Genomic DNA, 26,364 nt, shown 5'->3' with positions numbered 1-26,364 from the left:
AAAAACCACAAAAAAAGCCCGCAAGGTGCGAGCTTTGTTTTATAGAGGTTTCATGCAAGGTAAACCGATTCTAAGGTTTAGCCAGCAGTTACTAATTCTGCATCTGGGGTGGCTGAATCTTCACCTTTTAACACTTCATGCTGATTGGCTACATCATTGTACAATTTGGAATCAATGCGACAACCACGATAAGCCAAAATGTACAATTCTTTGAGATCCCGAATCAATGGATAACGAGGGTTGGCGCCGGTGCATTGATCATCAAACGCCTGATCCGCCATATCTTCAACTTGTTCGTAGAAAGCTTGATCTTCTTCTGTCAAAGCTTCTTTCAAAGTTAGCGGAATATCCAAAGCTTGCTTGAGATTTTCGATTGCTTCAATCAGCTTCTCAATTTTCTCATCTTCGGAATTGCCACCTAAGCGCAAATAATCAGCAATCTGTGCATAACGCCATTTGGCATTAGGATATTTGTACTGCGGGAAAATCGCTTGCTTAAACGGCATATCGGTTGCGTTATAGCGGATGACATGAGAAATCATCAGCGCATTTGCTAAACCGTGCGGCACATGGAATGTAGAACCCAATTTGTGCGCCAGCGAGTGACAAACTCCCAAGAAAGCATTAGCAAATGCCATCCCTGCCATTGTTGCGGCATAATGCACTTTTTCGCGGGCTTTTGCATCATTTGCGCCGTTTTTATAGGCACTTGGCAAATATTTAAATAGCAAGCGAATTGACTCTAATGCTAAGCCATTGGTAAATTCTGAGGCATACACAGAGACATAGGCTTCTAAAGCATGAGTTAAGGCATCAATTCCGCCGTAAGCTGTTAACCGTTTTGGCATATTCATTACCAATTGCGGGTCAACAATTGCCATATTAGGCGTTAAGGCATAGTCGGCGAGGGGATATTTAATGCCGGTGCGATCATCGGTGACAACTGCAAACGGTGTGACTTCTGAACCGGTTCCCGAAGTTGTAGGAATTGAAATCATTAAAGCTTTTGTGCCTAATGCCGGCAATTCATAAACTCGTTTACGGATATCCATAAACCGCGTTGCTAAGCCTTCAAATTCAATGTCTGGATGTTCATACATTAACCACATTACTTTTGCTGCATCCATTGGCGAACCGCCACCAATGGCGATAATAACATCGGGGTTAAAGATGTTCATTTCTGCCAAACCTTTGTTAACTGTTGTTAACGAGGGATCTGGTTCGACGTCAAAAAAGACTTGCGATTTTACGCCAATTTCGTCTAAAAGGTTTTCAACTTCTTGGGTTACTCCCATATCAAAAAGCGGTTTGTCTGTGACAATAAAGGCGCGTTTTTTGCCGGCTAATTCTCGCAATGCTACGGGCAAAGAACCGGCTTTGAAATACACTTTTGGCGGAACGCGGAACCACAGCATATTTTCGCGGCGTTCCGTGACAGTTTTAACGTTTAATAAGTGTTGGGGGCCCACGTTTTCTGAAACTGAGTTACCGCCCCAAGTTCCGCATCCTAATGTTAGAGAAGGATCAAGACGGAAGTTATACAAATCGCCAATTGCACCTTGTGAAGCGGGGGTGTTAATTAACACGCGAGCCGTTTCAATGGTATTTTCAAAATATTTGATATGTTGTTGGTTGGCCGGTGCTGTGTACAATACGGAGGTATGTCCGTGTCCGCCAAAGTTTACCAAAGATTTCGCTTTGGCTACTGCATCCTCAAAGTTTGTGGCGCGGTACATTGCCAAAATCGGTGATAATTTTTCAAAAGAAAACGGCTCTCTATCGCCAATTTCTCCGACTTCACCAATCAAAACTTTGGCACTTTCTGGGACGTCTATGCCGGCCAGTTGAGCAATTTTTTGTGCCGGTTGACCGACAATTTCGGCATTCAGGCGACCATTAACAATGATGGTTTTAGCAAGTTTTTCCCGTTCTTCAGCATTGAGAAAATAAGCGCCGCGTTCAGTGAATTCTTGTCTTACTTCTTCGTACTTATCATCTACCACAATTACCGATTGCTCGGAAGCGCAAATCATGCCGTTATCAAAGGTTTTGCTGAGCAAAATTGAACTGACTGCCATTTTAATATGAGCAGTAGAATCAATCACAGCGGGTGTATTTCCTGCACCCACACCTAACGAGGGATGTCCTGAAGAATAGGCAGCTTTTACCATTGCCGGCCCGCCGGTTGCCAGAATTAATTTAACATCTGGATGCTGCATTAAAGCTTGCGAAAGTGGCACGGTTGGGTCATCTATCCAGCCGATAATATGTTCAGGCGCACCGGCTTCTACGGCAGCTTTTAAAACAATTCGTGCAGCTTCAATAGTTGCTCCTTTGGCGCGGGGGTGGGGCGAAAAGATAATAGCGTTGCGGGTTTTGAGGGCAATCAAAGCTTTGAAGATTGCCGTTGAAGTTGGGTTTGTGGTAGGAACAATACCTGCCAATATTCCCACAGGCTCAGCTATTTTTTGATAGCCAAAGGTTTTATCTTCTTCGATGATGCCGCAGGTTTTTTCGGCTTTGTATTTGTTGTAAATAATTTCGGAAGCAAAGTGATTTTTAATCACCTTGTCTTCGATGATTCCCATGCCGGTTTCTGCAACGGCCATTTTAGCAAGAGGAATGCGAACTGCGTTAGCCGCAAGTGCGGCTTTTTTGAAAATTTGATCCACCTGTTCTTGTGAGTAGGTGGCATATTTTGCTTGGGCTGCTTTGACTTTGGCAATCAGTTCTTCAAGTTCTTGGATGTTCGTAACTGACATAATAACTCCCTAACGGTTTTTTTCTGGGTCAGTCAGATTGCTTGATTCTGTTGCAATTGACCGCTTTTGAAAAGCAAAGTTGTTTTGATGATTTTTGCTTGGGGATGGAGATTTAAAATTGCTGAGGATGTTTCCCTTATTCTAGTCTAGCACAGGTTTTTTGGCTGTTGTTGCTTTTTGTAACAAGTTTAACTTTTATTGCAAAGTTTAACACTGGGGTGCGGTGTGTTGCGGTTGTCTTATTTTTTTCCCCTGTTTTTATTTTGGCTTGAGGAGAGAATTTTTGCAGGGCCAAAAATATCGGTTTTCCCTGAAGAAGCGGTAAGGAAAACCGTCCCTTAAGCTTACTGAACTTTAAGGCCGTGATGTTTAAAAATATCTACGGTTTTTTGGACTAATTCTGGGCTAGGCGGCTGGGTATTTTTCAGTTGATACTCAAAACCCATTTGCTGCCATTTATATTCGCCCATTTTATGAAAAGGCAAAACTTCTACTTTTTCAACATTCTTTAAATCGGCCACAAAGTCTGCCAATCCTTCGACATTTTTTGAGTCGTCGGTGAGGTTAGGAACCAAGACAAAACGAATCCAAGTAGGTTTGTTTATTTCGTGCAAATACTTGGCAAAATTTAAAGTCGGTTCCAAGGAAACATGAGTGACGTTAAAGTAAGTTTGGGGATCATAAGATTTGATATCGAGTAGCACTAAATTGGCATACTCAACCACCGGCTTTGCACTTTCTAAATCGGCATAACCAGAGGTATCAAGGGCAGTATGAATTCCTAATTCTTGGCAGCGTTTAAAAATTTCTCTGACAAATTCTGGCTGCATCAAGGGTTCGCCGCCGGTGACGGTGACTCCGCCGCCAGAAAATCGCATATACGAGCGATATTTTTGGATTTCTTCGATTAGTTCATCAACGGTTTTGGTTGTGCCGTCTTGAATAGTTCTGCAATCAGGATTATGGCAGTAAAGACAGCGTAATGGACAGCCTTGAGTAAATATTACAAATCTGATGCCAGGGCCGTCTACTGTTCCGCAGGTTTCTATTGAGTGAATTTTGCCGGTGATCATAGGGTTTTTTTTTGTAACCGCAGATATATAGCAGGCAAGATGCCTGCTCCACAGATAAACGCAGATGTTGAGCAATTTTTATCTGCGTTCATCTGCGTTCATCTGCGGTTAAATTAGAATTTTTCGTGGAAGGTTCGGCTAATAACGTCGAGTTGTTGTTCTCGCGTTAATTTGATGAAGTTAACCGCATATCCCGATACCCGAATGGTTAATTGGGGGTATTTTTCTGGGTGATCCATTGCCTCAACTAACGTCTCACGATTGAAAACGTTAATGTTAACGTGGTGGCCGCCATTATGGAAATAGCCATCGATCATACCGGCCAGGTTATTGTATTTATCCTTGGCGGTTTTTCCTAACGCATTCGGCACTATGGAGAAGGTGTAAGAAATTCCATCTTGTGCGTGATCGTAAGGAATTTTGGCGACTGATTCTAAGGCTGCAATTGCTCCTTTGGTATCGCGTCCGTGCATGGGGTTGGCACCAGGGGCAAACGGTACACCGGCTTTGCGTCCATCGGGGGTACTGCCGGTTTTTTTGCCATACACAACGTTTGAAGTAATTGTCAAAACTGATTGGGTTGGAATGGCGTTGCGATAGGTTTTTTGCTTGCGGAGTTGTGTCATAAAATCTTTGACAATATCCGCTGCAATAGTATCTACGCGATCATCGTTATTTCCGTATTTGGGAAAATCGCCTTCAACTTCGTAATCGACGGCTAAACCGCTTTCATTACGGATGACTTTGACTTTCGCATACTTCATGGCTGAAAAAGCATCGGCTACCACTGATAAACCCGCTATGCCACAAGCCATTGTCCGCAAAATATCGCGGTCATGCAAGGCAGCTTCTAGGCGTTCATAGCAGTATTTATCGTGCATATAGTGAATGACGTTTAACGTATTCACATACAGTCTTGCTAACCACTCGGTCAAGCGGTCAAATTTTGCCTTGACTTCTTCATAATCTAAATATTCGGAAGTCACCGGCTCAAAGGCAGGCCCGACTTGATCCCCGGCTTTTTCATCTTTGCCGCCATTGATGGCATAAAGTAAGGCTTTGGCTAAATTTGCTCGTGCTCCAAAAAACTGCATTTGTTTGCCAATTTTCATCGCGGAAACACAGCAGGCAATGCCATAATCATCGCCATAATAACGCCGCATTAAGTCGTCGTTTTCGTACTGAATTGAACTGGTATCCGTCGAAACTTTAGCGCAATAATGCTTGAAGTTTTCGGGCAAGTTTTCTGACCACAAAACTGTTAAGTTTGGTTCAGGTGCCGGCCCTAAGTTATAAAGGGTGTGTAAAATGCGGAAATTGGTTTTACTCACCAACGTCCGACCATCTAAACTCATGCCTCCCACACATTCTGTTACCCATGTGGGATCGCCAGAGAACAGTTGGTTATAGTCGGGTGTCCGCAAGAATCGTACCATGCGTAATTTCATTACAAAATGGTCGATTAGTTCTTGCGCTTCACTTTCTGTGAGGGTGCCATTTTTAATGTCGCGTTCGATATAAATATCGAGGAATGTTGAGACGCGACCTAATGACATTGCAGCGCCGTTTTGCTCTTTTACTGCTGCTAAATAAGCAAAATATGTCCACTGGACAGCTTCTTTGGCAGTGGTGGCCGGTTTGCTAATATCAAAACCGTAACTCGCCGCCATTTGTTTAAGTTCTTTCAGCGCTTTTATTTGGTCGGAAATTTCTTCTCGACATTGAATCGTGTACTCGTCCATGCAGTCGAGTTCCAGTGATTCAAGTTGTTGTTTTTTGTCTTCAAGTAAACGATCAACGCCATACAATGCGACGCGGCGATAATCGCCAATAATTCTACCCCGTCCATAGGCATCTGGCAGGCCGGTGATAATGCCTGAGTGCCGTGCTTTTTTCATCTCGCGGGTGTAGCCATCAAATACGCCGTCATTGTGCGTTTTGCGGTATTTGGTAAAGATTTCTTCGGTTTGCGGATCAAGTTGATATCCGTAAGCTTCCAAACCTGCTTTCACCACACGAATTCCGCCATAAGGCATGATGCCTCGTTTGAGCGGTTTGTCGGTTTGTAAACCCACAATTTGTTCTAATTCTTCGGCAATGTAACCGGCTGCGTGGGAGGTAATTGTTGAGGGTACTTTTGTATCTGTATCTAATACGCCTTTTTCCCGCTCAAGTTTCATCAAAAAGCTTACTTTATCCCACAATAATTTAGTGCGCTCGGTGGGCTCTGCTAAAAATAATTCATCGCCTGTGTAGGGGGTGTAATTTTTTTGGATGAAGTCACGAACATCAATTTCTTTCATCCATTTACCGGAAACAAAATCTTTATATTGCTCCAACATGATTGGTTGTTTACCCTTTCTTCGTTGTTGGGGGCTATCTTTTTCCCCTGCAATTTCTATGTTACCGAATTAAACCGCTTACTGGGCGTTCATCTCTGACTATTTTCTACTTTTGTTACAAAACTTTACAATTAATGCCTCAAATCAAGTTTAACCGTCGCAGAGACCCAACTATAAACAATCAAAAAGTTGCTTAAGTACCGAAAAACCTTTGTTTGGCCCGGCTTTTTGGCGGAAAAGAATAAAAAATTAAATTGCATCCAGCGACAAAATTTTGTGGTATAATTTAGAGCCAAAGAGAATGTATTTTTGATGACATTTATTAAAAGCTTTCGTTTCACTGCGAAGAATTATGAAATTTATTGATGAGTACCGCGACGCAGACACTGCTCAAGATTATGCCCGTGCGATTGCAGACTTAACAACCCGCCCTTGGACAATAATGGAAATCTGCGGCGGACAAACACATTCTATCGTCAAATATGGCATTGATGAGCTCTTACCAAATAAAATTACGTTAATACATGGCCCTGGTTGTCCTGTTTGCGTGACACCGATTTCTTTAATTGATCAAGCAATAGAAGTGGCCGCTAATTCGGAAGTGATTTTTTGTTCGTTTGGCGATATGTTGCGTGTCCCCGGCACCGAAAAAGATTTACTGAGTGTTAAAGCAAATGGCGGTGATGTTCGGATTGTTTATTCGCCCACAGATTGTCTAAAAATTGCTAAAGAAAACTCCGATAAAGAAGTGGTATTTTTTGGCGTTGGTTTTGAAACAACCGCACCGGCAACGGCAATGGCTGTTTATCAAGCACACCAACAAAACCTTAAAAATTTCTCAATGTTAGTGTCTCATGTGTTGGTACCACCGGCCATGAAAGCCCTTTTATCATCTCCTCAAAGTCGCGTTCAAGGATTTTTAGCAGCCGGTCATGTTTGCACTGTTATGGGTTACACAGAATATGAACCCATCGCTGCAAAATATCACATTCCTATAGTTGTAACTGGTTTTGAGCCGGTGGATATTTTGCAAGGAATATATTTGTGTATAAAACAATTAGAAGAAAACCGCGCCGAAGTTGAAAATCAGTATGCCCGATCTGTCCGCCGGCAGGGAAATCAAACCGCACAAAACCTGATTCAAGAAGTCTTTAAAATTGTCCCGCGTCAGTGGCGAGGCATAGGAGAAATAGACGAAAGCGGCTTAGGTTTACGCGAAAAATATGCTCAATTTGATGCCACAAGCCGGTTTAACCTATTTCATATTCAGAGTCAAGAGTCCTCAGAATGTATCAGCGGAGCCATTATGCAGGGTGTAAAAAAACCCCATGAATGCCCTGCTTTTGGCACAAAATGCACCCCAGAACATCCCCTCGGTGCGCCTATGGTTTCTTCGGAAGGTGCTTGTGCAGCTTATTACCGCTATCGACAACAAACAGTTTTAATGGTATGACTTAGAAAAGTTTTAAAATGCCATGACAGTAACACATAATAACCAAGAATTTAGCCTCAATTGCCCGCTGCCTATTCAACAATATCCCCAAATTTTGCTGGCACATGGTGGGGGGGGTAAATTAATGAGGCAGTTAATTGAAAAAATGTTTTTGCCGGCCTTTAATTCTGGCAATTCTCCCCACGATAGCGCCACCTTAAACCTACCCACCGGCAAAATCGCCTTTACCACAGATTCCTATGTGATTAATCCCTTATTTTTTCCTGGTGGAGACATTGGTTCCTTGGCAATACATGGCACCGTGAATGATTTAGCAATGAGTGGCGCACGTCCGCTTTATTTAAGTGCCGGTTTTATCTTAGAAGAAGGCTTGCCGATAGAAACATTATGGCGGATCATAAATTCGATGAAACAAGCAGCCGAAAAAGCCAAAGTAAAAATCGTTACCGGCGACACAAAAGTAGTAGATAAAGGCAAAGGAGATGGCATTTTTATTAACACTGCCGGCGTCGGAATTATTGAACACAACCAAATAATTGCTCCCCAAAGCGTCAAACCCGGAGATATCTTAATAGTAAATGGTGATATTGGCCGGCATGGCATCGCTATTATGGCAGTGCGAGAAGGATTAGAATTTGAAACCACCATTGAAAGTGATTCCGCGCCGGTGGCTGATTTGGTATTAAACTTATTAGAGGCCGGTGTAGAAATACATTGTTTGCGAGATTTAACACGCGGCGGTTTAGCAAGTGCCCTCAACGAAATTGCCAGCGATGCAAAAGTAAATATTTCTATCAAAGAAAACGCCATTCCTGTTAGAGAAGACGTGCGCGGTGCCTGTGAAATTTTAGGCTTTGATCCGCTTTATGTTGCTAATGAAGGCCGGTTTGTTGCCTTTGTGCCGCCGGAAAAAGCAGAACAAACATTAAATTTAATGCAAGCACATCCTCTGGGAACAAACGCACAAATTATTGGCACAGTCACAGGCACAGGCAACGGCACCGTCACCATGCAAAGTATTATTGGGGCCGGTCGCATTGTAGATATGTTGGCCGGTGAACAACTCCCCCGCATTTGCTGAGACTGGCGAAGCGGCCTGAAGCGAAAAATTACACATCAATAATTGTCCGGCTAATGCCCAGTGGTGCAGGCAACATAAGCTGCATCTTACCTCTATGGATGCAGAGCGATATCATATCTGGCTTTGCCTTCAAAATCAAAAAATATAATAATTTCTTTAAAATTACCAGCTTAAATAACATCATAAAATACAGAAATTGGCAATTTTTTTCAGCTTGCTCCTTCCCTGAAATTAAGCAATCTTTTAGTTGTTTTAGTAGTTTTGTAAAGTCGGCCTTGTAATCGATATCTCAAACAAAAAATAAGCTAAAATTAAGATTAAGAACGATAGAAAAGCTCAAGAAGAGAGCATAATTTAACATAGCCGAACCAAGATAAATCCCGGCTACGCCCTATAAAATCGGGTTAAGTTTAGCAAAGATTAAGCGATTTTTAACAATGGGTAAAATGGCTTAAGGGAGAATCAGATAATTTGGCTGGCAGTGAAGATAAAACTCAGCAATAACCGAAAGGTAGGACTGAAACCATGCAAACTTCCTCCGAACCGCCCAAAGTTGCAGAAAAGCCAAAAGAACCTGCAAAAAAAGCAGAAAAAGGACATCCCAGCGGCGATAAACGCTTCAAAGTATTAGACATGACAATGAAGCGAAACCAATACCGGCAAGACGCCCTCATCGAAGTATTACACAAAGCCCAAGAATCCTTTGGTTTTTTAGAAGAAGACGTACTCCTCTACATTGCACGCGGACTCAAACTTCCCCTCAGTAAAGTGTATGGAGTCGCTACATTTTATCACCTCTTTTCCCTCAAACCAAATGGCGCCCATACCTGCGTTGTGTGCTTAGGAACCGCCTGTTATGTAAAAGGCAGTGGAGAAGTATTAGCCGAACTTGAAAAACACACCGGCATTCATCAAGGCGAAACCACAGAAGACGGGCAATTATCAATAATGACAGCCCGTTGTATTGGTGCTTGTGGCATTGCACCGGCAGTAGTTTTTGATGGAACCGTCGCCGGAAAAGTTAGCGCATCGGAAGCCATTGAAAAAGTCAAACCTTGGTTCAACAATAATACTCCGTAAATCCTTGTTTTTTATCAATTTTACTAATTTAAACAACTGGAAACGGACAAAGGAAAAAATCTATGGACTTACAAGAATTGCATGAAATTGGCGCAAAAGAACACCGGAGCCAAAAACCGATTCGAGTGCATTGTTGCACCTCCACCGGCTGCCAAGCAGCCAACTCATTAACCCTCAAGAAAAACTTAGAAAACAGCGTCAAACAAAACGGACTCAGCGACCAAATACAAGTCGTAGGAGTCGGGTGCATGGGATTTTGTGGAAAAGGGCCCTTAGTCCAAATCGAAGCCAAAAATAAACTTTACGAAGAAGTCACCCCAGACGATGCCGCCAGCATCATCAACGCCATCAATAACGGCACAACAGCCACCGCAGCAGAAGGAGATTTAAACCACCCATTTTTTGCCAAACAAATGAGAATAGTCCGCGAAACCAGCGGCAAAATAGACCCCGAAAAAATCGAAGAATATATAGCAGCCGGTGGTTATGAATCGCTTTACAAAGTCATTCACGACATGACATCCGCCGAAGTTGTAGAAGAAATCACAAAAAGCGGTTTAAGAGGACGAGGAGGCGGCGGATATCCCACCGGCCTGAAATGGGCAACAGTCGCCAAAATGCCGCCCAAACAAAAATATATTATATGCAATGCAGATGAAGGCGACCCAGGGGCTTTTATGGATCGCTCAGTCCTCGAAAGCGACCCGCACCGAGTCTTAGAAGGCATGGCTATTGCCGGTTATGCCGTAGGAGCCAGCGAAGGTTTTATATATGTCCGCGCCGAATATCCCCTAGCCATAGACCGGCTAGAAATGGCAATCAAACAAGCCAAAAAACTTGGCATTTTAGGGAGTCAAATTTTTGACTCACCCTTCGACTTTAAAATTAACATTCGCATCGGTGCAGGTGCTTTTGTTTGCGGTGAAGAAACAGCCCTTATTAGTTCCATAGAAGGCGGACGAGGCAACCCCAGACCCCGACCACCCTACCCTGCTCAATCAGGATTATGGGGCTGCCCAACACTAATTAACAACGTCGAAACATTTGCTAACATTTCCGCCATCATTCGTGAGGGTGCAGAATGGTATGCAAACATCGGCACAGAAAAAAGCAAAGGCACAAAAATATTCGCCCTCACCGGCAAAATTCGTAACAACGGATTAATAGAAGTTCCAATGGGAATAACCCTCCGAGAAATCGTCGAAGAAATGGGCGGAGGAGTACCCGATGGAGAAGTAAAAGCCATCCAAACCGGCGGCCCATCAGGAGGTTGTATTCCTGCATCATTACTGGATACACCAGTTGATTATGACTCCTTAATTAAACTGGGTTCAATGATGGGATCTGGGGGCATGGTTGTCATGGATAAAGGCACAAGCATGGTAGGAGTCGCCCAATTTTACATGGAATTTTGCCGAGGAGAAACCTGCGGAAAATGTGTACCTTGTCGCGCCGGCACAGTGCAAATGTATCAGGCATTAACCAAAATTATCAACAAACAAGCCACCCTCAAAGACCTCGAAAAACTGGAACAACTTTGCCAAATGGTAAAAGCAACAAGTTTGTGTGGTTTAGGACAATCAGCACCAAACCCAGTTTTAAGTACATTGCACTATTTCCGTGACGAATATTTAGGCTTAATTGAAAGCAATCAAAACGGCAAAAAACCACCACAACACCAACAACCGGCAACAGCCCATAACTAAACACAAACAACCAACAAACCAAAGAGGAAAAATATGTCAGTCGTCACCTTAAAAATTAACGGCGTTGACCTGGCAATAGAGGAAGGCTCAACAATTTTAAACGCAGCAAAAGAAGCAGGAATACGCATACCAACCTTGTGCCATTTAGACGGAGTTTCCGATGTTGGAGCCTGCCGACTTTGCTTAGTAGAAATAAAAGGCACAAACCGGCTTTTACCATCCTGCGTGACCCAAGTTGCCGAAGGAATGGAAATAACCACCCACAACGACCAAATAAACGAATATCGGCGAATGATAATCGAAATGTTATTTGCCGAAGGAAATCATGTTTGTGCCGTTTGCGTAGCCAATGGAAACTGCGAATTACAAGACCTAGCAATCGAAACCGGCATGGATCATTCGCGCTTCCCCTATCGCTTCCCAGAACGCGAAATAGACGTCACTCACGAACGTTTTGGAATCGACCATAACCGGTGTATTTTATGTACCCGTTGCGTGCGAGTTTGTGACGAAATAGAAGGCGCCCATGTGTGGGATGTTGCCTATCGCGGAGCCGCAGCAAAAGTAATAACAGGATTAAACCAACCCTGGGGAAACGTAGATGCCTGTACAAGCTGCGGAAAATGTGTAGAAGCCTGCCCAACCGGCTCAATATTCCGCAAAGGTTCCACCGTTTCAGAAATGACCCGTGACCGTGCAAAATTGCAATTTCTTGTCGATGCAAGAGAAAACAAAGAATGGACACGCTAAACCCAAACCCCACCCCCAAATAAACCCATCCCATTCATTTGTGGGGCAGGCATCTTGCCTGCCACATCTGCGGTTAAAAAATCCCCAAAAAACCCGAAAAAAATCATGGAAAAAATAAAATTTGCCACCGTTTGGCTAGCCGGCTGTTCAGGATGCCACATGAGCTTTTTAGACTTAGACGAATGGCTATTTGACCTCGCTCAAAACGTCGATGTAGTTTACAGCCCAGTAGGTTCAGACATCAAAGACTACCCCGAAAGCGTAGATGTTTGTTTAGTAGAAGGTTCCATTGCCAACGAAGAAAACCTAGAACTAATTCACAAAGTCAGAGAACGCACAAAAATTTTAATTTCTTTTGGAGATTGTGCAGTCACCGGCAACGTTCCCGCCATGAGAAACATGATCAAAGGTTCTGATCCAGTCCTGCGCCGGTGTTACCTAGAACTCGGAGACGTTAATCAACAATTACCCCATTTTCCCGGCATCGTCCCCGAATTACTAGACCGCGTTCGCCCTGTCCATGAAGTAGTAGAAGTCGATATTTTTATGCCTGGGTGTCCGCCATCCTGGGACAGAATTAAAGCCTCCATTGAACCATTTTTCCGAGGAGAAGAGCCGGTCATGGAAGGGCGAGACATGATAAAATTTGGCTAAATTAAATTAGCCGAGCAAAGGGCAAAATTTCCCCCTATCAACCCAGCAAAAAAAACCGAGGAATTTTATAATGAAGAAAAGACCAAAAATTAAGCTTTTCAAATTACTGATGAACTTACTGTTGGTCTTGCTGATGGGGGGAATAGCCATACAATTGTCGGCAAAAACATCCCTTGCCTCCCAACAACAAGCAACCGTGATTAAAGTTGTGGATGGCGATACAGTAGATGTGAAAATGGCTGGATGCCGGTTGCCTTTACCAGGAAACTCCGAAGCCTGCCGAATTCAACTAAGCTGTATTGACACCCCCGAAGCAAGCGAAGCGCCTTTTTTTGAACAATCAAAAGCCCGTTTGCAAGCCTTATTACCGGCAGGAAAAACTATTACAGTCAGAGACACAGGCACCAATGCTCAAGAGCGTTTAGTTGGAGAAATATTTGCAGACGGAAAATCAGTAAATATCCAATTGGTAAGGGAAGGACAAGCAATTTTATTCTGCAAGTATCTCACCAATTGTAGCGGCTCTCTGAACTCCTACTTAAGCGCTCAAAAAGCAGCCCGTGAAGAAGGTTTAGGAGTGTGGAACCGGCAGCAACCCTGGGCAAAAGCCAAACCCTGCGGCGGCTAAAAAAAATGACAAATCAGAAAAAACAAACTACCAAATAAGAGAGTAAATATTATGGCGAAAACAGTTGTTATAGACCCCGTAACTCGCATTGAAGGACACGCGAAAATCTCCATCTTTTTAGACGATGCTGGAGAAGTAGAAAATGCCCGATTTCATGTAGTAGAATTTCGTGGGTTCGAGAAATTTTGTGAAGGCCGGCCCTTCCCAGAAATGGCAGGAATTACCGCCAGAATATGCGGCATTTGTCCAGTTTCCCACCTGCTCGCCTCAGCCAAAACCGGCGACAAAATTCTAGCCGTAAAAATCCCCCCAGCCGGTGAAAAATTGCGGCGAATGATGAACTTAGCACAAATCATTCAATCCCACTCCCTAAGCTTTTTTCACCTCAGTAGTCCCGACTTTTTATTAGGCTGGGATAGCGACCCCGCAAAACGAAATGTTTTCGGATTAATAGCTGCTGATCCAGACTTAGCAAGAAGCGGAATTCGTCTACGTCAATTTGGGCAAAAAATCATCGAATTATTAGGGGCAAAAAGAATACATCCAGCCTGGGCAGTTCCCGGTGGTGTACGTTCACCTTTAAGCGAAGAAGGACGCACATGGATACGCGAACGCCTCCCCGAATCTCGACAAACAATTGACACAGCTTTAACGCTTTTTAAACAACTCTTAGAGCGTTTTACAACCGAAGTCGAAGCCTTTGGAAAATTCCCCTCCTTATTCATGGGATTAGTCACCAAAAAAGGCGACTGGGAACACTACGATGGACATATTCGCTTTGTAGATAGTGAAGGAAAAATAGTAGCAGATCATTTATCAGAAGATGACTATCAAGAGTATTTAGGCGAAGCAGTGGAAGCCTGGTCATATCTGAAATTTCCCTACTATAAACCCCTTGGATATCCCGATGGAATTTATCGAGTTGGGCCCCTAGCAAGGTTAAATATTTGCTCAAAAATTGGCGTACCGGCAGCAGATAAAGAACTAGAAGAATTCCGTCAACGGGCCGGTGGAATAGCCACATCTTCCTTCTACTATCATTATGCGCGGTTAATCGAAATTTTGGCCGGTATAGAATTCATCGAACAATTAGTTAATGACCCCGATGTAGTCTCAGCAAGAGTGCGTTCAGAGGCCGGTATCAACCAACTCGAAGGTATTGGAGTTTCCGAAGCACCACGCGGTACATTATTCCATCATTACAACGTCGATGACAACGGCATAATTAAAAAAGTCAACTTAATTATTGCCACCGGCCAAAATAACTTAGCCATGAATAAAACCGTCACCCAAATAGCCCAACATTACATTCATGGCAACGAAATCGCCGAAGGATTATTAAACCGAGTCGAAGCAGGAATACGCGCCTTTGATCCATGCTTAAGCTGTTCCACCCACGCGGCAGGACAAATGCCCTTAGAACTCGAATTAATAGCCCCAGACGGCACGATTATCAATCGCATTTCTCGTGAATAAAACATCATTCGTAGCCCTTAAAGGGCTACCTTTCTCCTATGAAAAAAGAAAATTTATTTTTATGTATGGGTTCTGCCTGCCACCAACTCGGAGTTTATGAAGTCTTACCCAAACTTCAATCACTAATCAGCGAACACCAGCTAGAAGACGAAATCGAATTAAAAGGCTCATTTTGTTTAGAAACCTGTAGTGATGGAATTGTAATGAAATTTCGTAACCAAGTATTTAGCAAAATTAGTCCCGAAAACATCGAAAAAAAATTCACCGAAGAAATATTACCACACATCAAAAAAACAGAGGAAATAACCTATGGCCAATAACGAAAACCACCTCTGGAAACTACTATGGGAATATGACCCAAACGCCTTAATAGTAGTGGATAAAGACATGAAAATTACCTTACTAAACCCAGCATTTTCTAAACTTTTTAACGTCAACTCCCAAGAGTTAATCGGCAAACCGGCAGAAGAAATTTTAGGCGAAGTCAAAGACTTTAAAAAAGCCTGGGAAAACAACGAAGTCATCAAAAACGAAGAAAAAGAATATCCCAAACATAAACTCTACGTTCGCCAAGTAATCTTTCCCATTAAAGATGAAAATGTCGTTGCCTGCATCATCGTTGATCTTTCCCAAGAATGGCATCGTCGGCAAGAAATGAGCAAGCTAAAAGCCGAAACTCTTGCCAAAGTCAACGAAGTTGTAGACAACCAAATGAAAGTTGCCCAAGAAATAGCAGGATTATTAGGAGAAACCACCGCCGAAACCAAAGTCAGCTTATTAAAAATCCTAAAAATGGTCGATCAGGAGTTAGTCTAGCATGGATAATTTCTTAGATATCTATGATTTAAGCCTCAACAAAAAAGGCGAAGAACTTTGTGGAGATAAAGTCAAATTTCGCAAAACAGAAGACAAAACAACCATAGTATTATCCGACGGTTTAGGAAGCGGCGTAAAAGCAAACATTCTCGCCACCCTTACCACCGAAATTTTGATTACCATGCTCAACGCCGATGTACCCCTAGAAGAAGTCATCAAAACCGTCATCGGCACCCTCCCCATTTGCCAAGTCAGAAAAATAGCCTACGCCACCTTTACAATTATTACAATTGACCACAAAAGCAATAAATTTAAAGTAATTAATTTTGACAATCCCCCAGTTTTTTATTTAAGACGTGGCCAACTTGTAAAATTAGAAACTATTACCGAAAAAATATTAGACAGAAAAATCACCATCGCCGAAGGAGTATTAGAAAAAGGAGACTTTTTAGGCGCAGTTAGCGATGGAGTATTATATGCCGGTTTAGGAGTCGCCCTAAACTTTGGTTGGGGGTGGGAAAACATCGGAAAATACATCGAAAACATCTTTATCAACCACACCCACAACGCCCGAACAATCGTTCAAAAAGTCATAGCTGAAACCCATTCTCTTTATCGAACACAAATCGGAGATGACGCCACATTTGTCGGCGTTTATGTACGCAGCAGAAACCCCTTAATGATTTTCACCGGCCCCCCACTCGACGAAAAACAAGATATAATTTATGTAGAAAAACTCTTAAACTTTGAAGGCCGAAAAGTTGTCTGTGGAGGCACAACCGGCAACATAGTAGCCAGTTTCCTAGGCGAAACAATCGAAATGGACATCTCCACCATGCGAAAAGAACTCCCACCCATCGGTAAACTCAGCGAAATAGACTTAGTAACCGAAGGCATCCTTACCATTTCCAAATGTTTAGAAGTTTTAAAACAAGCAAATTGCGATATATCCCGCCTTTCCCATGACAAAAACGGAGCCGTCTTACTCGCCAAAGAAATCATCGAAGCCGACTCAATCTTATTTCTAGTCGGCCAAAAAATCAACGAATTTTATCAAAACCCCCTCCTTCCCAAAAACATCTCAATTCGCCGTAGTTTAGTCGAAGAAGTCGTTAAATTTTTGCGAGACAAGCAAAAAGAAGTACAAATCGAATACTGTTAAAAAAAGGTAAAAAACATGGATTGTAATATAGCCGCCAAACTCAAAAGCCTTCATCACCGTATCACCTTGATCGGCTATGGAAACGACCTCCGCAGCGACGACGGAGTAGGGCAAAAAATAGCACAAATAGTATCTCATTGGGGCGTTCCTAACCTCGAATCCCTTGCCGTTACTCAACTCACTCCAGAACTTGCAGAAACCTTATCCCAAACAGACATAGCTATCTTTGTAGATGCCTATCCAGCCAATCAAAATGATGAGCTACAAATAGTCGAATTAAAGCCGGCATCAAACCCCAATTCTGTAATCGGACACACAAGCGATCCTACAACCCTTTTAGCCCTCACCCAAGAACTATATCAACACACACCTAAAGCCTGGTTAGTAGCCATTCCCGCCACCAACTTCGACCTAGGAGAAACCCTCTCCCTCCTCACAGAAAAAGCAATGGCAGACGCCCTCGAAGAAATCGATTACTTAATCAGACATCCAGAATAAGCAGTTTTTGTCAACAATAAACCCAAGCAATAACTGATAAAAATGCACGAAATCAGCTTAATGCAAAACACCATAGAAATAGCCCTAGAACACGCCCACCGGCAACAAGCAACCAAAATACATCGCTTAGTTCTGCGGATAGGAGAAATATCTGGAGTCGTCCCCGAAGCCCTCGAATTTGCCTTTGATATTTGCACCCAAAACACCCTAGCCGAAGGCGCAAAACTTGAAATACAAACAGTCCCCGTTGTTTGCTATTGTCCCCACTGCCAAACAACCTTTCAACCAAGCGACATCATTATTTACGAATGCCCAAAATGTAACAAAATCACAAACCAAATTCAACAAGGAAAAGAAATCGAACTATCATCCTTAGAAATCTCCCAACCCGAACCATAAAAAACCCTATTAAAACAAAGAAAAGGAGAATTAAAATGTGTAAAGATTGCGGCTGCAACACCGGCGGAGAAATCACCCTCCACGATCACACCCACCCCCATGAGCACCACCACGATCATCACGATCACCACCATCACGAAACCCATCATAAAACCGTCCCCATCGTCCAATCCATCCTCGATAAAAACGACCGGCTTGCCGAAAGAAATCGTGGTTATTTCCTCGCCAAAAACCTCCTCGTTTTAAACATTCTCTCATCCCCAGGTTCAGGAAAAACAACCTTTTTAGAACGCACCATCAAAGACATCGGAAATCAAATTAAAATAGGCATCGTAGTAGGAGACTTAGAAACCGACAACGACGCACACCGGCTAAGTCATGCCGGCGCCCCAGCCATTCAAATAACCACCGGCACCCTTTGCCACCTCGAAGCCGAAATGGTATTAAAAGCCGCTCAAAAACTCAACCTAGATAACCTAGACCTATTAATAATAGAAAACGTCGGCAACCTCGTTTGTCCCGCCGCCTACGACCTCGGAGAAAACCTAAGAATCGTATTACTATCCGTCACCGAAGGCGAAGACAAACCCCTCAAATATCCTACCATGTTTAAAACAGCAGACATCGTAATTGTCAACAAAATTGACATAGCCGAAGTCGTAGGATTTGACAGAGAAAAAGCCCTCACCAACATTCAAAAAGTGGCCCCCCAAGCCACCATATTTGAAGTTTCATCAAGAACCGGCAACGGCATGGAAAACTGGTATAATTTATTACAGGAACACTTAGGCAAAAGCGCAAAAAAAACCGCTTTGGCCATTTAAAAAATGTTAAAAAGCTTCCCCAAAACCCAGGAGACAAAATGATGAAAGCAGCAGATATTATGACCCAAGAAGTCATCACAATAAAAGGCTCAGCCACAGTAGCCGAAGCCGTAAACTTAATGAAAGAAAAAAATCTTCGTGCCCTTATCGTTAACCGCCGGCACGATGAAGACGCCTACGGCATAGTAACAGAAACCGACATCATTTATAAAGTCGCAGCCTATGGCAAAGACCCCAAAAATATCCGTGTCTATGAAATAATGACAAAGCCCTGCATAGTCATCAACCCAGACTTAGGAGTAGAATACGTTGCTCGCTTATTTGCCAACACCGGCATCCGAAGAGCCCCCGTCATCAAAGATAAACTTTTGGGCATTATTTCTGTCACCGACATCCTGCGGAAAAGTGACTTTGTAGAAAAACCCAAAGAAACCGTTATTCAACAAAAAATTCAACAAGCCCTCGAAGAAGCCCGCGCCGTTTCTGCTCAAAAAGGAGCCACCTCAAAAGAAGCCGCCGCCGCCTGGGATATCGTCGAAGAATTAGAAGCCGAAGCCTCCCATCAACGCGCAGCTAAACCCCTCAAAACCTCCTTTCAAGTTTACTGCGAAGAAAACCCAGAATCCGCAGAAGCACGCATTTATGACACCTAAATTCTAGCCCGCTTTTAAGTAACTTTCCTTCCACGAATTACCCCCCTTTTTTAGGGGGGTTTAAGCGCTTACGCAGGCTCTTTCTTTGCAGGCTCTACATTTCTTAATCAAAAGTTATTTTTTTAGAACAAATTAACGCCATCAACTTACATTCTTAAAATTGTGCTCTTAGACAATAGACGGTGATTTTAAAAATAGGGAGGTTAGGAAAAATCAGCAATTATGAAAAAACCCTACTTATTAAAAAATCAAAGTCTCCAGCCTTCCAACTCCGCAGTCAAAACCAGGCTCCACATCATCATCCAAGGAGCAGTACAAGGAGTAGGTTTTAGGCCATTTATTTACCGGCTTGCCACAGAAATGCAGCTTACCGGCTGGGTAAACAACTCCTCACAAGGCGTATTTATCGAAGTAGAAGGAAACCAAAAAACCTTACAAGAATTCCTCTTAAAAATCGAAAAACAAAAACCACCCTTAGCCATCATTCAAGCCTTAGAAACAACCTGGTTAGACACCATTGGCTATACAAAATTTGAAATAAAACCCAGCATCACCGGCCAAAAAACAGCCCTAGTATTACCCGACATCGCCACCTGCCCCGACTGTTTAAAAGACATTTTCGAGACCAAAAATCGCCGCTATCATTACCCCTTCACAAACTGCACAAATTGCGGCCCACGCTACACAATCATCGAGCAATTGCCTTATGATCGTAGCAACACAACAATGAAAAAATTTACCCTATGTTCAGAATGCCAACAAGAATATGAAAACCCCCTTGATCGCCGGTTTCATGCCCAACCAAACGCCTGCCCAAATTGTGGCCCCCAACTCCAACTATTAGACAACACCGGCACCCCCATTACCACAAAAGACCCGGCAATTTCTAACACAATTCAAGCCCTAAAACAAGGAAAAATAATCGCCATCAAAGGCTTAGGAGGCTTTCATTTAATCGTAGACGCCGGCAACCCTACAGCAATCAACGAACTACGCCGGCGCAAAAAACGCTCAGAAAAACCCTTCGCCCTAATGTATCCATCCTTAGAACAAATCAAACAAGATTGCCACATTTCACCAAGCGAAGAAAGATTACTAACCTCCCCCCAATCACCCATAGTATTACTCAAACACAAAAACAAACCAACCCATCCCAACTCAATCCTTAAAAATCTCAACAACATAGCCCCAGGCAACCCCTACTTAGGAATCATGTTGCCCTACACACCCCTGCATCACTTATTAATGGCAGAATTAAACCAGCCAGTAATAGCAACCAGCGGCAACCTTTCCGATGAACCCATCTGCATAGACGAACAACAAGCCCTTATCAAACTATCAGAAATAGCCGACTTATTCCTCATACATAATCGCCCCATCCTACGCCCCGTAGACGACTCCATCGTTCGCATCATAGCCGGTAGAGAAATGATACTACGCCGCGCCAGAGGCTACGCCCCCCTTCCAATTTCCCTACCAACCTCAGAAAACAGCAAACAATCCCCAATTTCCAATCCCATATTAGCCACCGGCGCCCACCTAAAAAACACCATAGCCCTAGCCATAAAAAACCAAATATTTATAAGTCAACACATCGGAGATTTAGAAACCCCCGAAGCCTTCAACTCCTTTCAACAAATCATCGAAAACTTCAAGCAACTTTATGAAATCAAACCCAGCATAGTAGTTTGTGATGCACACCCCGATTATTTATCAACAAAATACGCCCAAAACTTAAACCTCCCAACTTTTACCATCCAACATCACCACGCCCATATACTCGCCTGCCTAGCCGAAAATCAACTCCTAGGAAAATCAGCCCTTGGCATCGCCTGGGATGGCACCGGCTACGGACTAGATAACACAATTTGGGGAGGCGAATTTTTCCAAATATTACCCATCCAAGAAACAAAAAATACCACCAACTTAAAAATACAAATATCCCGCATCGCCCACTTTCGGCAATTTCCCCTTGCCGGTGGAGACAAAGCCATCAAAGAACCCCGGCGCATTGCCTTGGGCTTACTTTACGAAATCTTTGGCAACAACATCTTTACCAACCCCCCAGAAAACCTTACTTTCCACACCCTCAAAGCCTTTACCCCCCAAGAAATAAAAATCCTGCAAACAATGTATCAACGCCGCATCAACAGCCCCCTAACCTCCAGCGTTGGCAGATTATTTGATAGCATCGCCTCCCTCACAAACCAAAGGCAAATCATCAACTTTGAAGGGCAAGGCGCAATGGAATTAGAATTTGCCATAGAAGACATCGAAAACAATCAAACCTACCCCTTTAAATTAACTCCCCATCCCCCATCCCCCATCATTATCGACTGGCAGCCCACCATCCTCGCCATATTAAACGACATCACCCAAAAAGTACCCTTAGCCACCATCTCTGTAAAATTTCATAACACATTGGTAGAAACCATAATCGCAGTGGCAAAATATAGAAAAGAACAAAAAATCATCCTCAGTGGGGGCTGTTTTCAAAACAAATACCTACTCGAAAAAACCATCCGCCGGCTACAACAAGAAAACCTACAACCCTACTGGCATCAACGCATCCCCCCCAACGACGGCGGAATAGCCCTCGGACAAATTATCGCCACCCTTTTTCAACATCCCTAAATAAAAACATTTCACCATCCCCAATCCCCAATTATGTGTTTAGCAGTACCCGGAAAAATCATCAGCATCAACAATAATGAACCCCTTCTCAAGAGCGCCAAAGTCAGCTTTGGAGGCATCCTCAAAGAAGTCAGCCTTGCCTATCTACCCGAAGCAGAAATAGGCAACTACGTTATTGTTCATGTCGGCTTTGCCCTCAGCATCGTAGACGAAGACGAAGCCCTAAAAACTCTTCAATATTTTTCGCAAATGCAAAAAATGTAACAATTCTTAAATTTTTTACATATTTTTTCAAGATTAACCGCTTTCCTTCATCCAACTGCTTTTAGTGCGGCATTTCCACACCACCCAACAGCCGCCTAAAAGCCCCCCAAAGCCCTAAAAATCAAGCAAAAACCCTCAACAGCCACCAGTCCCCAACAACAAAAATTAATCAAAAAATAATAAACATCACTATCACAAAAAGCTTTATAATTGATACTGTAAGAAAAAATTAAGCCCCTCAAATAAGGTTAAACAAACCTTAACAGAACCCCTTATGAAAAAGAAAAAATCATAGGGACACTCCCAGAATAAAACAACATGATTGTTGTTTAGAAGTTCCACCAAAATAGCTCATAAACAAACAAATTTTGCACCAAGTTCCCGGCCATACACGCCACCGTGCAAAAAATTCCTTCTTCACTTACAAGGTTTGAAAATATGACTACCGCCACCTTTTCCACATTAGACGGCAACGAAGCCGTTGCCCGTGTTGCATACAAACTCAACGAAGTCATAGCCATCTATCCCATCACCCCCGCCTCACCAATGGGCGAATGGGCAGACGCATGGATGTCAGAAGGACGCCCCAACCTGTGGGGAACCATACCCAGCGTCATCGAAATGCAAAGCGAAGCAGGCGCAGCCGGCACAGTACACGGATCACTACAAACCGGCTCCATAACAACCACCTTCACAGCCTCCCAGGGATTATTACTAATGATCCCAAATATGTACAAAATAGCCGGAGAATTAACCAGCGCCGTCATCCACGTTGCCGCCCGTTCCCTAGCAGCCCAAGGACTATCAATCTTCGGCGATCACCAAGACGTAATGGCAGTAAGGCAAACCGGCTTCGCCCTCCTTTGTTCAGCCTCCGTCCAAGAAGCCCACGACTTCGCCCTCATCGCCCAAGCCGCCACCTTAAAATCAAGAATTCCGTTTATACACTTCTTCGACGGCTTCCGCACATCCCACGAAGTCCAAAAAGTCCAACTACTCGAAGACAGCCACCTACGGGCCATGATCGACGACGAACTGATCTTTGCCCACCGGCACCGAGCCCTCACCCCAGACAACCCCGTAATGCGAGGCACCGCCCAAAACCCAGACGTTTACTTTCAAGGCAGAGAAACAGTCAACCCATTTTATGCAGCTTGTCCAGACATCGTACAACAAGCAATGGACAAATTTGGCGACCTCACAGGTCGGTATTACAAACTATTTGAATATCACGGAGCACCCGACGCCGAACGCATCATAATCTTAATGGGTTCCGGTTGCGAAGCAGTCCACGAAACCGTAGATTACCTAACAGAAAAAGGCGAAAAAATAGGAGTAGTAAAAGCCAGACTATATCGACCCTTCGACATGAAAAAACTCGTCGAAGCCATCCCCCAAACAGTCAAAAAAATCGCCGTCTTAGACAGAACAAAAGAACCAGGAGCCGGCGGAGAACCCCTCTACCTAGATATAGTCACAGCCCTCCACGAAGAATGGCCAAACGAAACCCTACCAAAAATCGTAGGCGGACGCTACGGGTTATCATCCAAAGAATTTAACCCAGCCATGATCAAAGCCATCTTTGACAACCTCAACCAAACCAAACCAAAAAACCACTTCACCATAGGCATTAAAGACGACCTCACACACACATCCCTAGACTACGACCCCAACTTCTCCACCGAACCCGAAAACGTAGTCCGAGCCCTATTTTACGGCTTAGGCTCAGATGGAACCGTTGGCGCCAACAAAAACTCAATCAAAATCATCGGCGAAGACACAGAAAACTACGCCCAAGGATACTTTGTTTACGACTCCAAAAAATCAGGAGCAATAACCGTATCCCACCTACGCTTCGGGCCGCAACAAATTCGCTCAACCTACCTCATAGAAAAAGCCAACTTCGTCGGAATTCATCAAGGTCATTTCTTAGAAAAACTCGACGTTTTAAAAGCCGCCGACAACAACGCAACCGTCCTACTAAATAGCCCCTACAGTCCAGAAGAAATCTGGGAAAATTTACCCCTAGAAACCCAAGAGCAAATAGTCCGTAAAAACTTAAAACTTTACACAATTAACGCCACCAAAGTCGCCCGTGAAAGCGGAATGGGCGGACATATAAATACAGTCATGCAAGTATGCTTCTTTGCCCTAGCCAACGTGCTACCCAAAGAAGAAGCCATTGAACGAATCAAAAAAACCATCGAAAAAACCTACGGCAAAAAAGGTGCAGAAATCGTTCGCATGAACCTCCAAGCCGTCGATAACAGCCTACAAAACCTCTTTGAAGTCAAACTCGGCACCGTCAGCAGCACCATTCAAAAAGCGCCCCCCGTTGCCGAACAAGCACCGGCCTTTGTCCGCGAAGTCCAAGGAAAAATGATGCTGCGCGAAGGCGACGAACTACCCGTCAGCGCCTTACCCTGCGACGGCACCTATCCCACCGCCACCTCCCAATGGGAAAAACGTAACATCGCCCAAGAAATCCCCGTTTGGGATGCCGACGTCTGCGTGCAATGCGGCAAGTGCATAATGGTGTGCCCCCACGCCGTCATACGCGGCAAAGCCTACGAACCGGCCCTCCTAGAAAACGCACCGGCCAGCTTTAAACACATCGCCACCAAAGACAAAGACTTCGCCGACACCGAATTTACCATCCAAGTATCCGCCGAAGACTGCACCGGATGCGGCATTTGTGTAGAAGTTTGCCCCGCCAAAAACAAATCCATGCCATCGCGCAAAGCGATTAACATGGAAGAACTCTTACCCTTGCGGCAACAAGAACGGGAAAACTGGAGTTACTTCGAGACCTTACCACTACCAGACCGGCGCCATTTGCACGTTGATCGCATCCGTCAACAACAATGGCAGTTACCCCTCTTTGAATTCTCCGGCGCCTGCGGAGGCTGCGGCGAAACCCCTTATCTCAAACTTGTCTCGCAACTCTACGGCGACCGCATGATCATCGCCAACGCCACCGGCTGCTCCTCCATTTACGGCGGAAACCTACCCACAACCCCCTGGAGTAAAAACGCCGAAGGACGCGGCCCAGCTTGGTCAAACTCCCTCTTTGAAGATAACGCCGAATTTGGTCTTGGTTTCCGAGTTTCCATCGACAAACAAGCCCAATTTGCCACAGAATTATTGCAAAAATTGGCCGGTGAAATAGGAGATAACCTCGTAGGCGAACTGCTCAACAACGAGCAAACCAACGAAGCCGACATCTGGGAACAACGCGAAAAAGTTGAAAGCCTCAAACAAAAACTGCAACAACTCAACTCCCCAGAAGCCAAACAACTACTCAGCGTCGCCGACTACCTCGTGAAAAAGAGCGTTTGGATTATCGGCGGTGATGGATGGGCTTACGATATTGGCTATGGTGGATTAGATCACGTCATCGCCTCTGGCCGTAACGTCAATATCTTAGTATTAGATACCGAAGTTTATTCCAACACCGGCGGACAAGCATCTAAAGCCACCCCACGCGGTGCCGTCGCCAAATTTGCAGCCGGTGGCAAACCCGCAGCCAAAAAAGACCTCGGCCTAATAGCAATGACCTACGGTAACGTCTATGTTGCCAGCGTCGCAATGGGTGCCAAAGACGAACACACCCTCAAAGCCTTCTTAGAAGCCGAAGCCTACAACGGCCCCTCGCTGATTATTGCCTACTCGCACTGTATCGCTCATGGCATAGACATGACCACCGCCATGAACCATCAAAAAGAAATAGTAGAATCAGGCCGGTGGTTGTTATATCGCTATAACCCCGAACTGGTTCACCAAGGCAAAAACCCCTTAACTTTAGATTCTCGCGCACCCAAGAAAACCGTCGAGCAATCGATGTACGCCGAAGCGCGGTTCAAAATGCTAACCAAAACCAAACCCGCCGAAGCAAAACGCCTCTTACAACAAGCCCAAGAAGACGTTAGCAGCCGGTGGCAGATGTACGAATACATGGCAGCCCGCAACAGCCACAGTGCGGATAAACCAGTAACCCCCGTATAACTCCTCATCCCTGTAGCAACCCAGTGGCGCAGGCGTCTCGCCTGCGATAGCCGACTGGGGCAACCACTGGGGGATTGCCCCTACAAAAAAACATTTGACCAACC

Annotated in this window: 21 protein-coding genes; 18 read left to right on the top strand and 3 right to left on the bottom strand. The window is 44.1% G+C overall.

The features are described from left to right. Positions 1-77: 77 nt before the first annotated feature. The 3 genes from adhE to pflB form a co-directional block, all read right to left on the bottom strand. Positions 78-2,762 (bottom strand): bifunctional acetaldehyde-CoA/alcohol dehydrogenase, encoded by a 2,685-nt coding sequence (gene adhE, locus NG798_RS01650; RefSeq protein ID WP_261220053.1) that lies wholly within the window; start codon positions 2,760-2,762, stop codon positions 78-80. A 344-nt stretch (positions 2,763-3,106) separates the two neighbouring features. Next, positions 3,107-3,835, bottom strand: coding sequence for a pyruvate formate-lyase-activating protein (gene pflA / locus NG798_RS01645; RefSeq protein WP_261220052.1), 729 nt, complete (start codon positions 3,833-3,835; stop codon positions 3,107-3,109). 113 nt (positions 3,836-3,948) lie between these two features. Continuing rightward, entirely contained in the window at positions 3,949-6,177 is a 2,229-nt protein-coding gene (pflB, locus tag NG798_RS01640; RefSeq protein ID WP_261220051.1) for a formate C-acetyltransferase, read from the bottom strand. Between the two features lie 352 nt (positions 6,178-6,529). Here pflB and hypD point away from each other — a divergent pair, with 352 nt between their 5' ends. The 18 genes from hypD (at position 6,530) to nifJ (ending at position 26,260) form a co-directional block, all read left to right on the top strand. After that, a complete protein-coding gene (gene hypD, locus NG798_RS01635; protein WP_261220050.1) occupies positions 6,530-7,630 on the top strand; it encodes a hydrogenase formation protein HypD in 1,101 nt (366 codons plus the stop codon). A 22-nt stretch (positions 7,631-7,652) separates the two neighbouring features. Next, positions 7,653-8,711, top strand: coding sequence for a hydrogenase expression/formation protein HypE (gene hypE, locus NG798_RS01630; RefSeq protein ID WP_261220049.1), 1,059 nt, complete (start codon positions 7,653-7,655; stop codon positions 8,709-8,711). Between the two features lie 525 nt (positions 8,712-9,236). Beyond that, on the top strand, positions 9,237-9,791 hold the full coding sequence (gene hoxE / locus NG798_RS01625) for a bidirectional hydrogenase complex protein HoxE (RefSeq protein ID WP_261220048.1): 555 nt from the start codon (positions 9,237-9,239) through the stop codon (positions 9,789-9,791). A 62-nt stretch (positions 9,792-9,853) separates the two neighbouring features. Beyond that, positions 9,854-11,497, top strand: coding sequence for a NuoF family protein (locus NG798_RS01620; protein WP_261220047.1), 1,644 nt, complete (start codon positions 9,854-9,856; stop codon positions 11,495-11,497). A gap of 33 nt (positions 11,498-11,530) precedes the next feature. Beyond that, positions 11,531-12,247: a bidirectional hydrogenase complex protein HoxU gene (gene hoxU, locus NG798_RS01615; protein WP_261220046.1), complete on the top strand. Its 717-nt coding sequence runs from the start codon at positions 11,531-11,533 to the stop codon at positions 12,245-12,247. A 105-nt stretch (positions 12,248-12,352) separates the two neighbouring features. Beyond that, a complete protein-coding gene (locus tag NG798_RS01610) occupies positions 12,353-12,901 on the top strand; it encodes an oxidoreductase (RefSeq protein WP_261220045.1) in 549 nt (182 codons plus the stop codon). Between the two features lie 109 nt (positions 12,902-13,010). Beyond that, a complete protein-coding gene (locus tag NG798_RS01605) occupies positions 13,011-13,529 on the top strand; it encodes a thermonuclease family protein (protein ID WP_261220044.1) in 519 nt (172 codons plus the stop codon). 51 nt (positions 13,530-13,580) lie between these two features. After that, positions 13,581-15,005, top strand: a complete 1,425-nt coding sequence (locus NG798_RS01600; protein WP_261220043.1) for a Ni/Fe hydrogenase subunit alpha — start codon at positions 13,581-13,583, stop codon at positions 15,003-15,005. A gap of 38 nt (positions 15,006-15,043) precedes the next feature. Beyond that, positions 15,044-15,325 (top strand): (2Fe-2S) ferredoxin domain-containing protein, encoded by a 282-nt coding sequence (locus NG798_RS01595; RefSeq protein WP_261220042.1) that lies wholly within the window; start codon positions 15,044-15,046, stop codon positions 15,323-15,325. Then, on the top strand, positions 15,315-15,821 hold the full coding sequence (locus NG798_RS01590; protein ID WP_261220041.1) for a PAS domain-containing protein: 507 nt from the start codon (positions 15,315-15,317) through the stop codon (positions 15,819-15,821). The genes NG798_RS01595 and NG798_RS01590 overlap by 11 nt, the downstream gene beginning before the upstream one ends. Position 15,822: 1 nt before the next feature. Then, positions 15,823-16,983 carry a serine/threonine-protein phosphatase gene (locus NG798_RS01585; RefSeq protein ID WP_261220040.1) on the top strand — a complete coding sequence of 387 codons (1,161 nt, stop codon included), beginning with the start codon at positions 15,823-15,825 and terminating at the stop codon, positions 16,981-16,983. A 15-nt stretch (positions 16,984-16,998) separates the two neighbouring features. Next, positions 16,999-17,481, top strand: a complete 483-nt coding sequence (locus NG798_RS01580; protein WP_261220039.1) for a hydrogenase maturation protease — start codon at positions 16,999-17,001, stop codon at positions 17,479-17,481. A gap of 42 nt (positions 17,482-17,523) precedes the next feature. Next, the gene (gene hypA, locus NG798_RS01575) at positions 17,524-17,880 is read left to right on the top strand and encodes a hydrogenase maturation nickel metallochaperone HypA (RefSeq protein WP_261220038.1); all 357 of its coding nucleotides are present in this window, start codon (positions 17,524-17,526) and stop codon (positions 17,878-17,880) included. 35 nt (positions 17,881-17,915) lie between these two features. Continuing rightward, positions 17,916-18,704 (top strand): hydrogenase nickel incorporation protein HypB, encoded by a 789-nt coding sequence (gene hypB / locus NG798_RS01570; protein ID WP_261220037.1) that lies wholly within the window; start codon positions 17,916-17,918, stop codon positions 18,702-18,704. 38 nt (positions 18,705-18,742) lie between these two features. After that, positions 18,743-19,357, top strand: a complete 615-nt coding sequence (locus NG798_RS01565) for a CP12 domain-containing protein (protein ID WP_261220036.1) — start codon at positions 18,743-18,745, stop codon at positions 19,355-19,357. Between the two features lie 222 nt (positions 19,358-19,579). Beyond that, entirely contained in the window at positions 19,580-21,991 is a 2,412-nt protein-coding gene (gene hypF / locus NG798_RS01560) for a carbamoyltransferase HypF (RefSeq protein WP_261220035.1), read from the top strand. A 33-nt stretch (positions 21,992-22,024) separates the two neighbouring features. Beyond that, positions 22,025-22,255, top strand: a complete 231-nt coding sequence (locus NG798_RS01555; RefSeq protein WP_261220034.1) for a HypC/HybG/HupF family hydrogenase formation chaperone — start codon at positions 22,025-22,027, stop codon at positions 22,253-22,255. 438 nt (positions 22,256-22,693) lie between these two features. Then, a complete protein-coding gene (gene nifJ, locus NG798_RS01550; RefSeq protein ID WP_261220033.1) occupies positions 22,694-26,260 on the top strand; it encodes a pyruvate:ferredoxin (flavodoxin) oxidoreductase in 3,567 nt (1,188 codons plus the stop codon). Positions 26,261-26,364 lie beyond the last annotated feature (104 nt).

The sequence above is a fragment of the Ancylothrix sp. D3o genome (assembly GCF_025370775.1).
Lineage (GTDB): Bacteria > Cyanobacteriota > Cyanobacteriia > Cyanobacteriales > Oscillatoriaceae > Ancylothrix.
The sequence above is the reverse complement of the archived record's forward strand: the minus strand, read 5'-3'. Positions and strand labels throughout refer to the sequence as shown.

What these genes read in the sequence shown, in the direction of transcription:
- NG798_RS01565 (WP_261220036.1), top strand. Translation starts at nt 18,743, where the DNA reads ATGATGAAAGCAGCAGATATTATGACCCAAGAAGTCATCACAATAAAA.
- hypB (WP_261220037.1), top strand. Translation starts at nt 17,916, where the DNA reads ATGTGTAAAGATTGCGGCTGCAACACCGGCGGAGAAATCACCCTCCAC.
- NG798_RS01620 (WP_261220047.1), top strand. Translation starts at nt 9,854, where the DNA reads ATGGACTTACAAGAATTGCATGAAATTGGCGCAAAAGAACACCGGAGC.
- nifJ (WP_261220033.1), top strand. Translation starts at nt 22,694, where the DNA reads ATGACTACCGCCACCTTTTCCACATTAGACGGCAACGAAGCCGTTGCC.
- NG798_RS01610 (WP_261220045.1), top strand. Translation starts at nt 12,353, where the DNA reads ATGGAAAAAATAAAATTTGCCACCGTTTGGCTAGCCGGCTGTTCAGGA.
- hypE (WP_261220049.1), top strand. Translation starts at nt 7,653, where the DNA reads ATGACAGTAACACATAATAACCAAGAATTTAGCCTCAATTGCCCGCTG.
- pflA (WP_261220052.1), bottom strand. Translation starts at nt 3,835, where the DNA reads ATGATCACCGGCAAAATTCACTCAATAGAAACCTGCGGAACAGTAGAC.
- hypA (WP_261220038.1), top strand. Translation starts at nt 17,524, where the DNA reads ATGCACGAAATCAGCTTAATGCAAAACACCATAGAAATAGCCCTAGAA.
- NG798_RS01600 (WP_261220043.1), top strand. Translation starts at nt 13,581, where the DNA reads ATGGCGAAAACAGTTGTTATAGACCCCGTAACTCGCATTGAAGGACAC.
- hoxU (WP_261220046.1), top strand. Translation starts at nt 11,531, where the DNA reads ATGTCAGTCGTCACCTTAAAAATTAACGGCGTTGACCTGGCAATAGAG.
- hypF (WP_261220035.1), top strand. Translation starts at nt 19,580, where the DNA reads ATGAAAAAACCCTACTTATTAAAAAATCAAAGTCTCCAGCCTTCCAAC.
- NG798_RS01605 (WP_261220044.1), top strand. Translation starts at nt 13,011, where the DNA reads ATGAACTTACTGTTGGTCTTGCTGATGGGGGGAATAGCCATACAATTG.
- NG798_RS01595 (WP_261220042.1), top strand. Translation starts at nt 15,044, where the DNA reads ATGAAAAAAGAAAATTTATTTTTATGTATGGGTTCTGCCTGCCACCAA.
- NG798_RS01585 (WP_261220040.1), top strand. Translation starts at nt 15,823, where the DNA reads ATGGATAATTTCTTAGATATCTATGATTTAAGCCTCAACAAAAAAGGC.
- hoxE (WP_261220048.1), top strand. Translation starts at nt 9,237, where the DNA reads ATGCAAACTTCCTCCGAACCGCCCAAAGTTGCAGAAAAGCCAAAAGAA.
- pflB (WP_261220051.1), bottom strand. Translation starts at nt 6,177, where the DNA reads ATGTTGGAGCAATATAAAGATTTTGTTTCCGGTAAATGGATGAAAGAA.
- hypD (WP_261220050.1), top strand. Translation starts at nt 6,530, where the DNA reads ATGAAATTTATTGATGAGTACCGCGACGCAGACACTGCTCAAGATTAT.
- NG798_RS01580 (WP_261220039.1), top strand. Translation starts at nt 16,999, where the DNA reads ATGGATTGTAATATAGCCGCCAAACTCAAAAGCCTTCATCACCGTATC.
- NG798_RS01555 (WP_261220034.1), top strand. Translation starts at nt 22,025, where the DNA reads ATGTGTTTAGCAGTACCCGGAAAAATCATCAGCATCAACAATAATGAA.
- NG798_RS01590 (WP_261220041.1), top strand. Translation starts at nt 15,315, where the DNA reads ATGGCCAATAACGAAAACCACCTCTGGAAACTACTATGGGAATATGAC.
- adhE (WP_261220053.1), bottom strand. Translation starts at nt 2,762, where the DNA reads ATGTCAGTTACGAACATCCAAGAACTTGAAGAACTGATTGCCAAAGTC.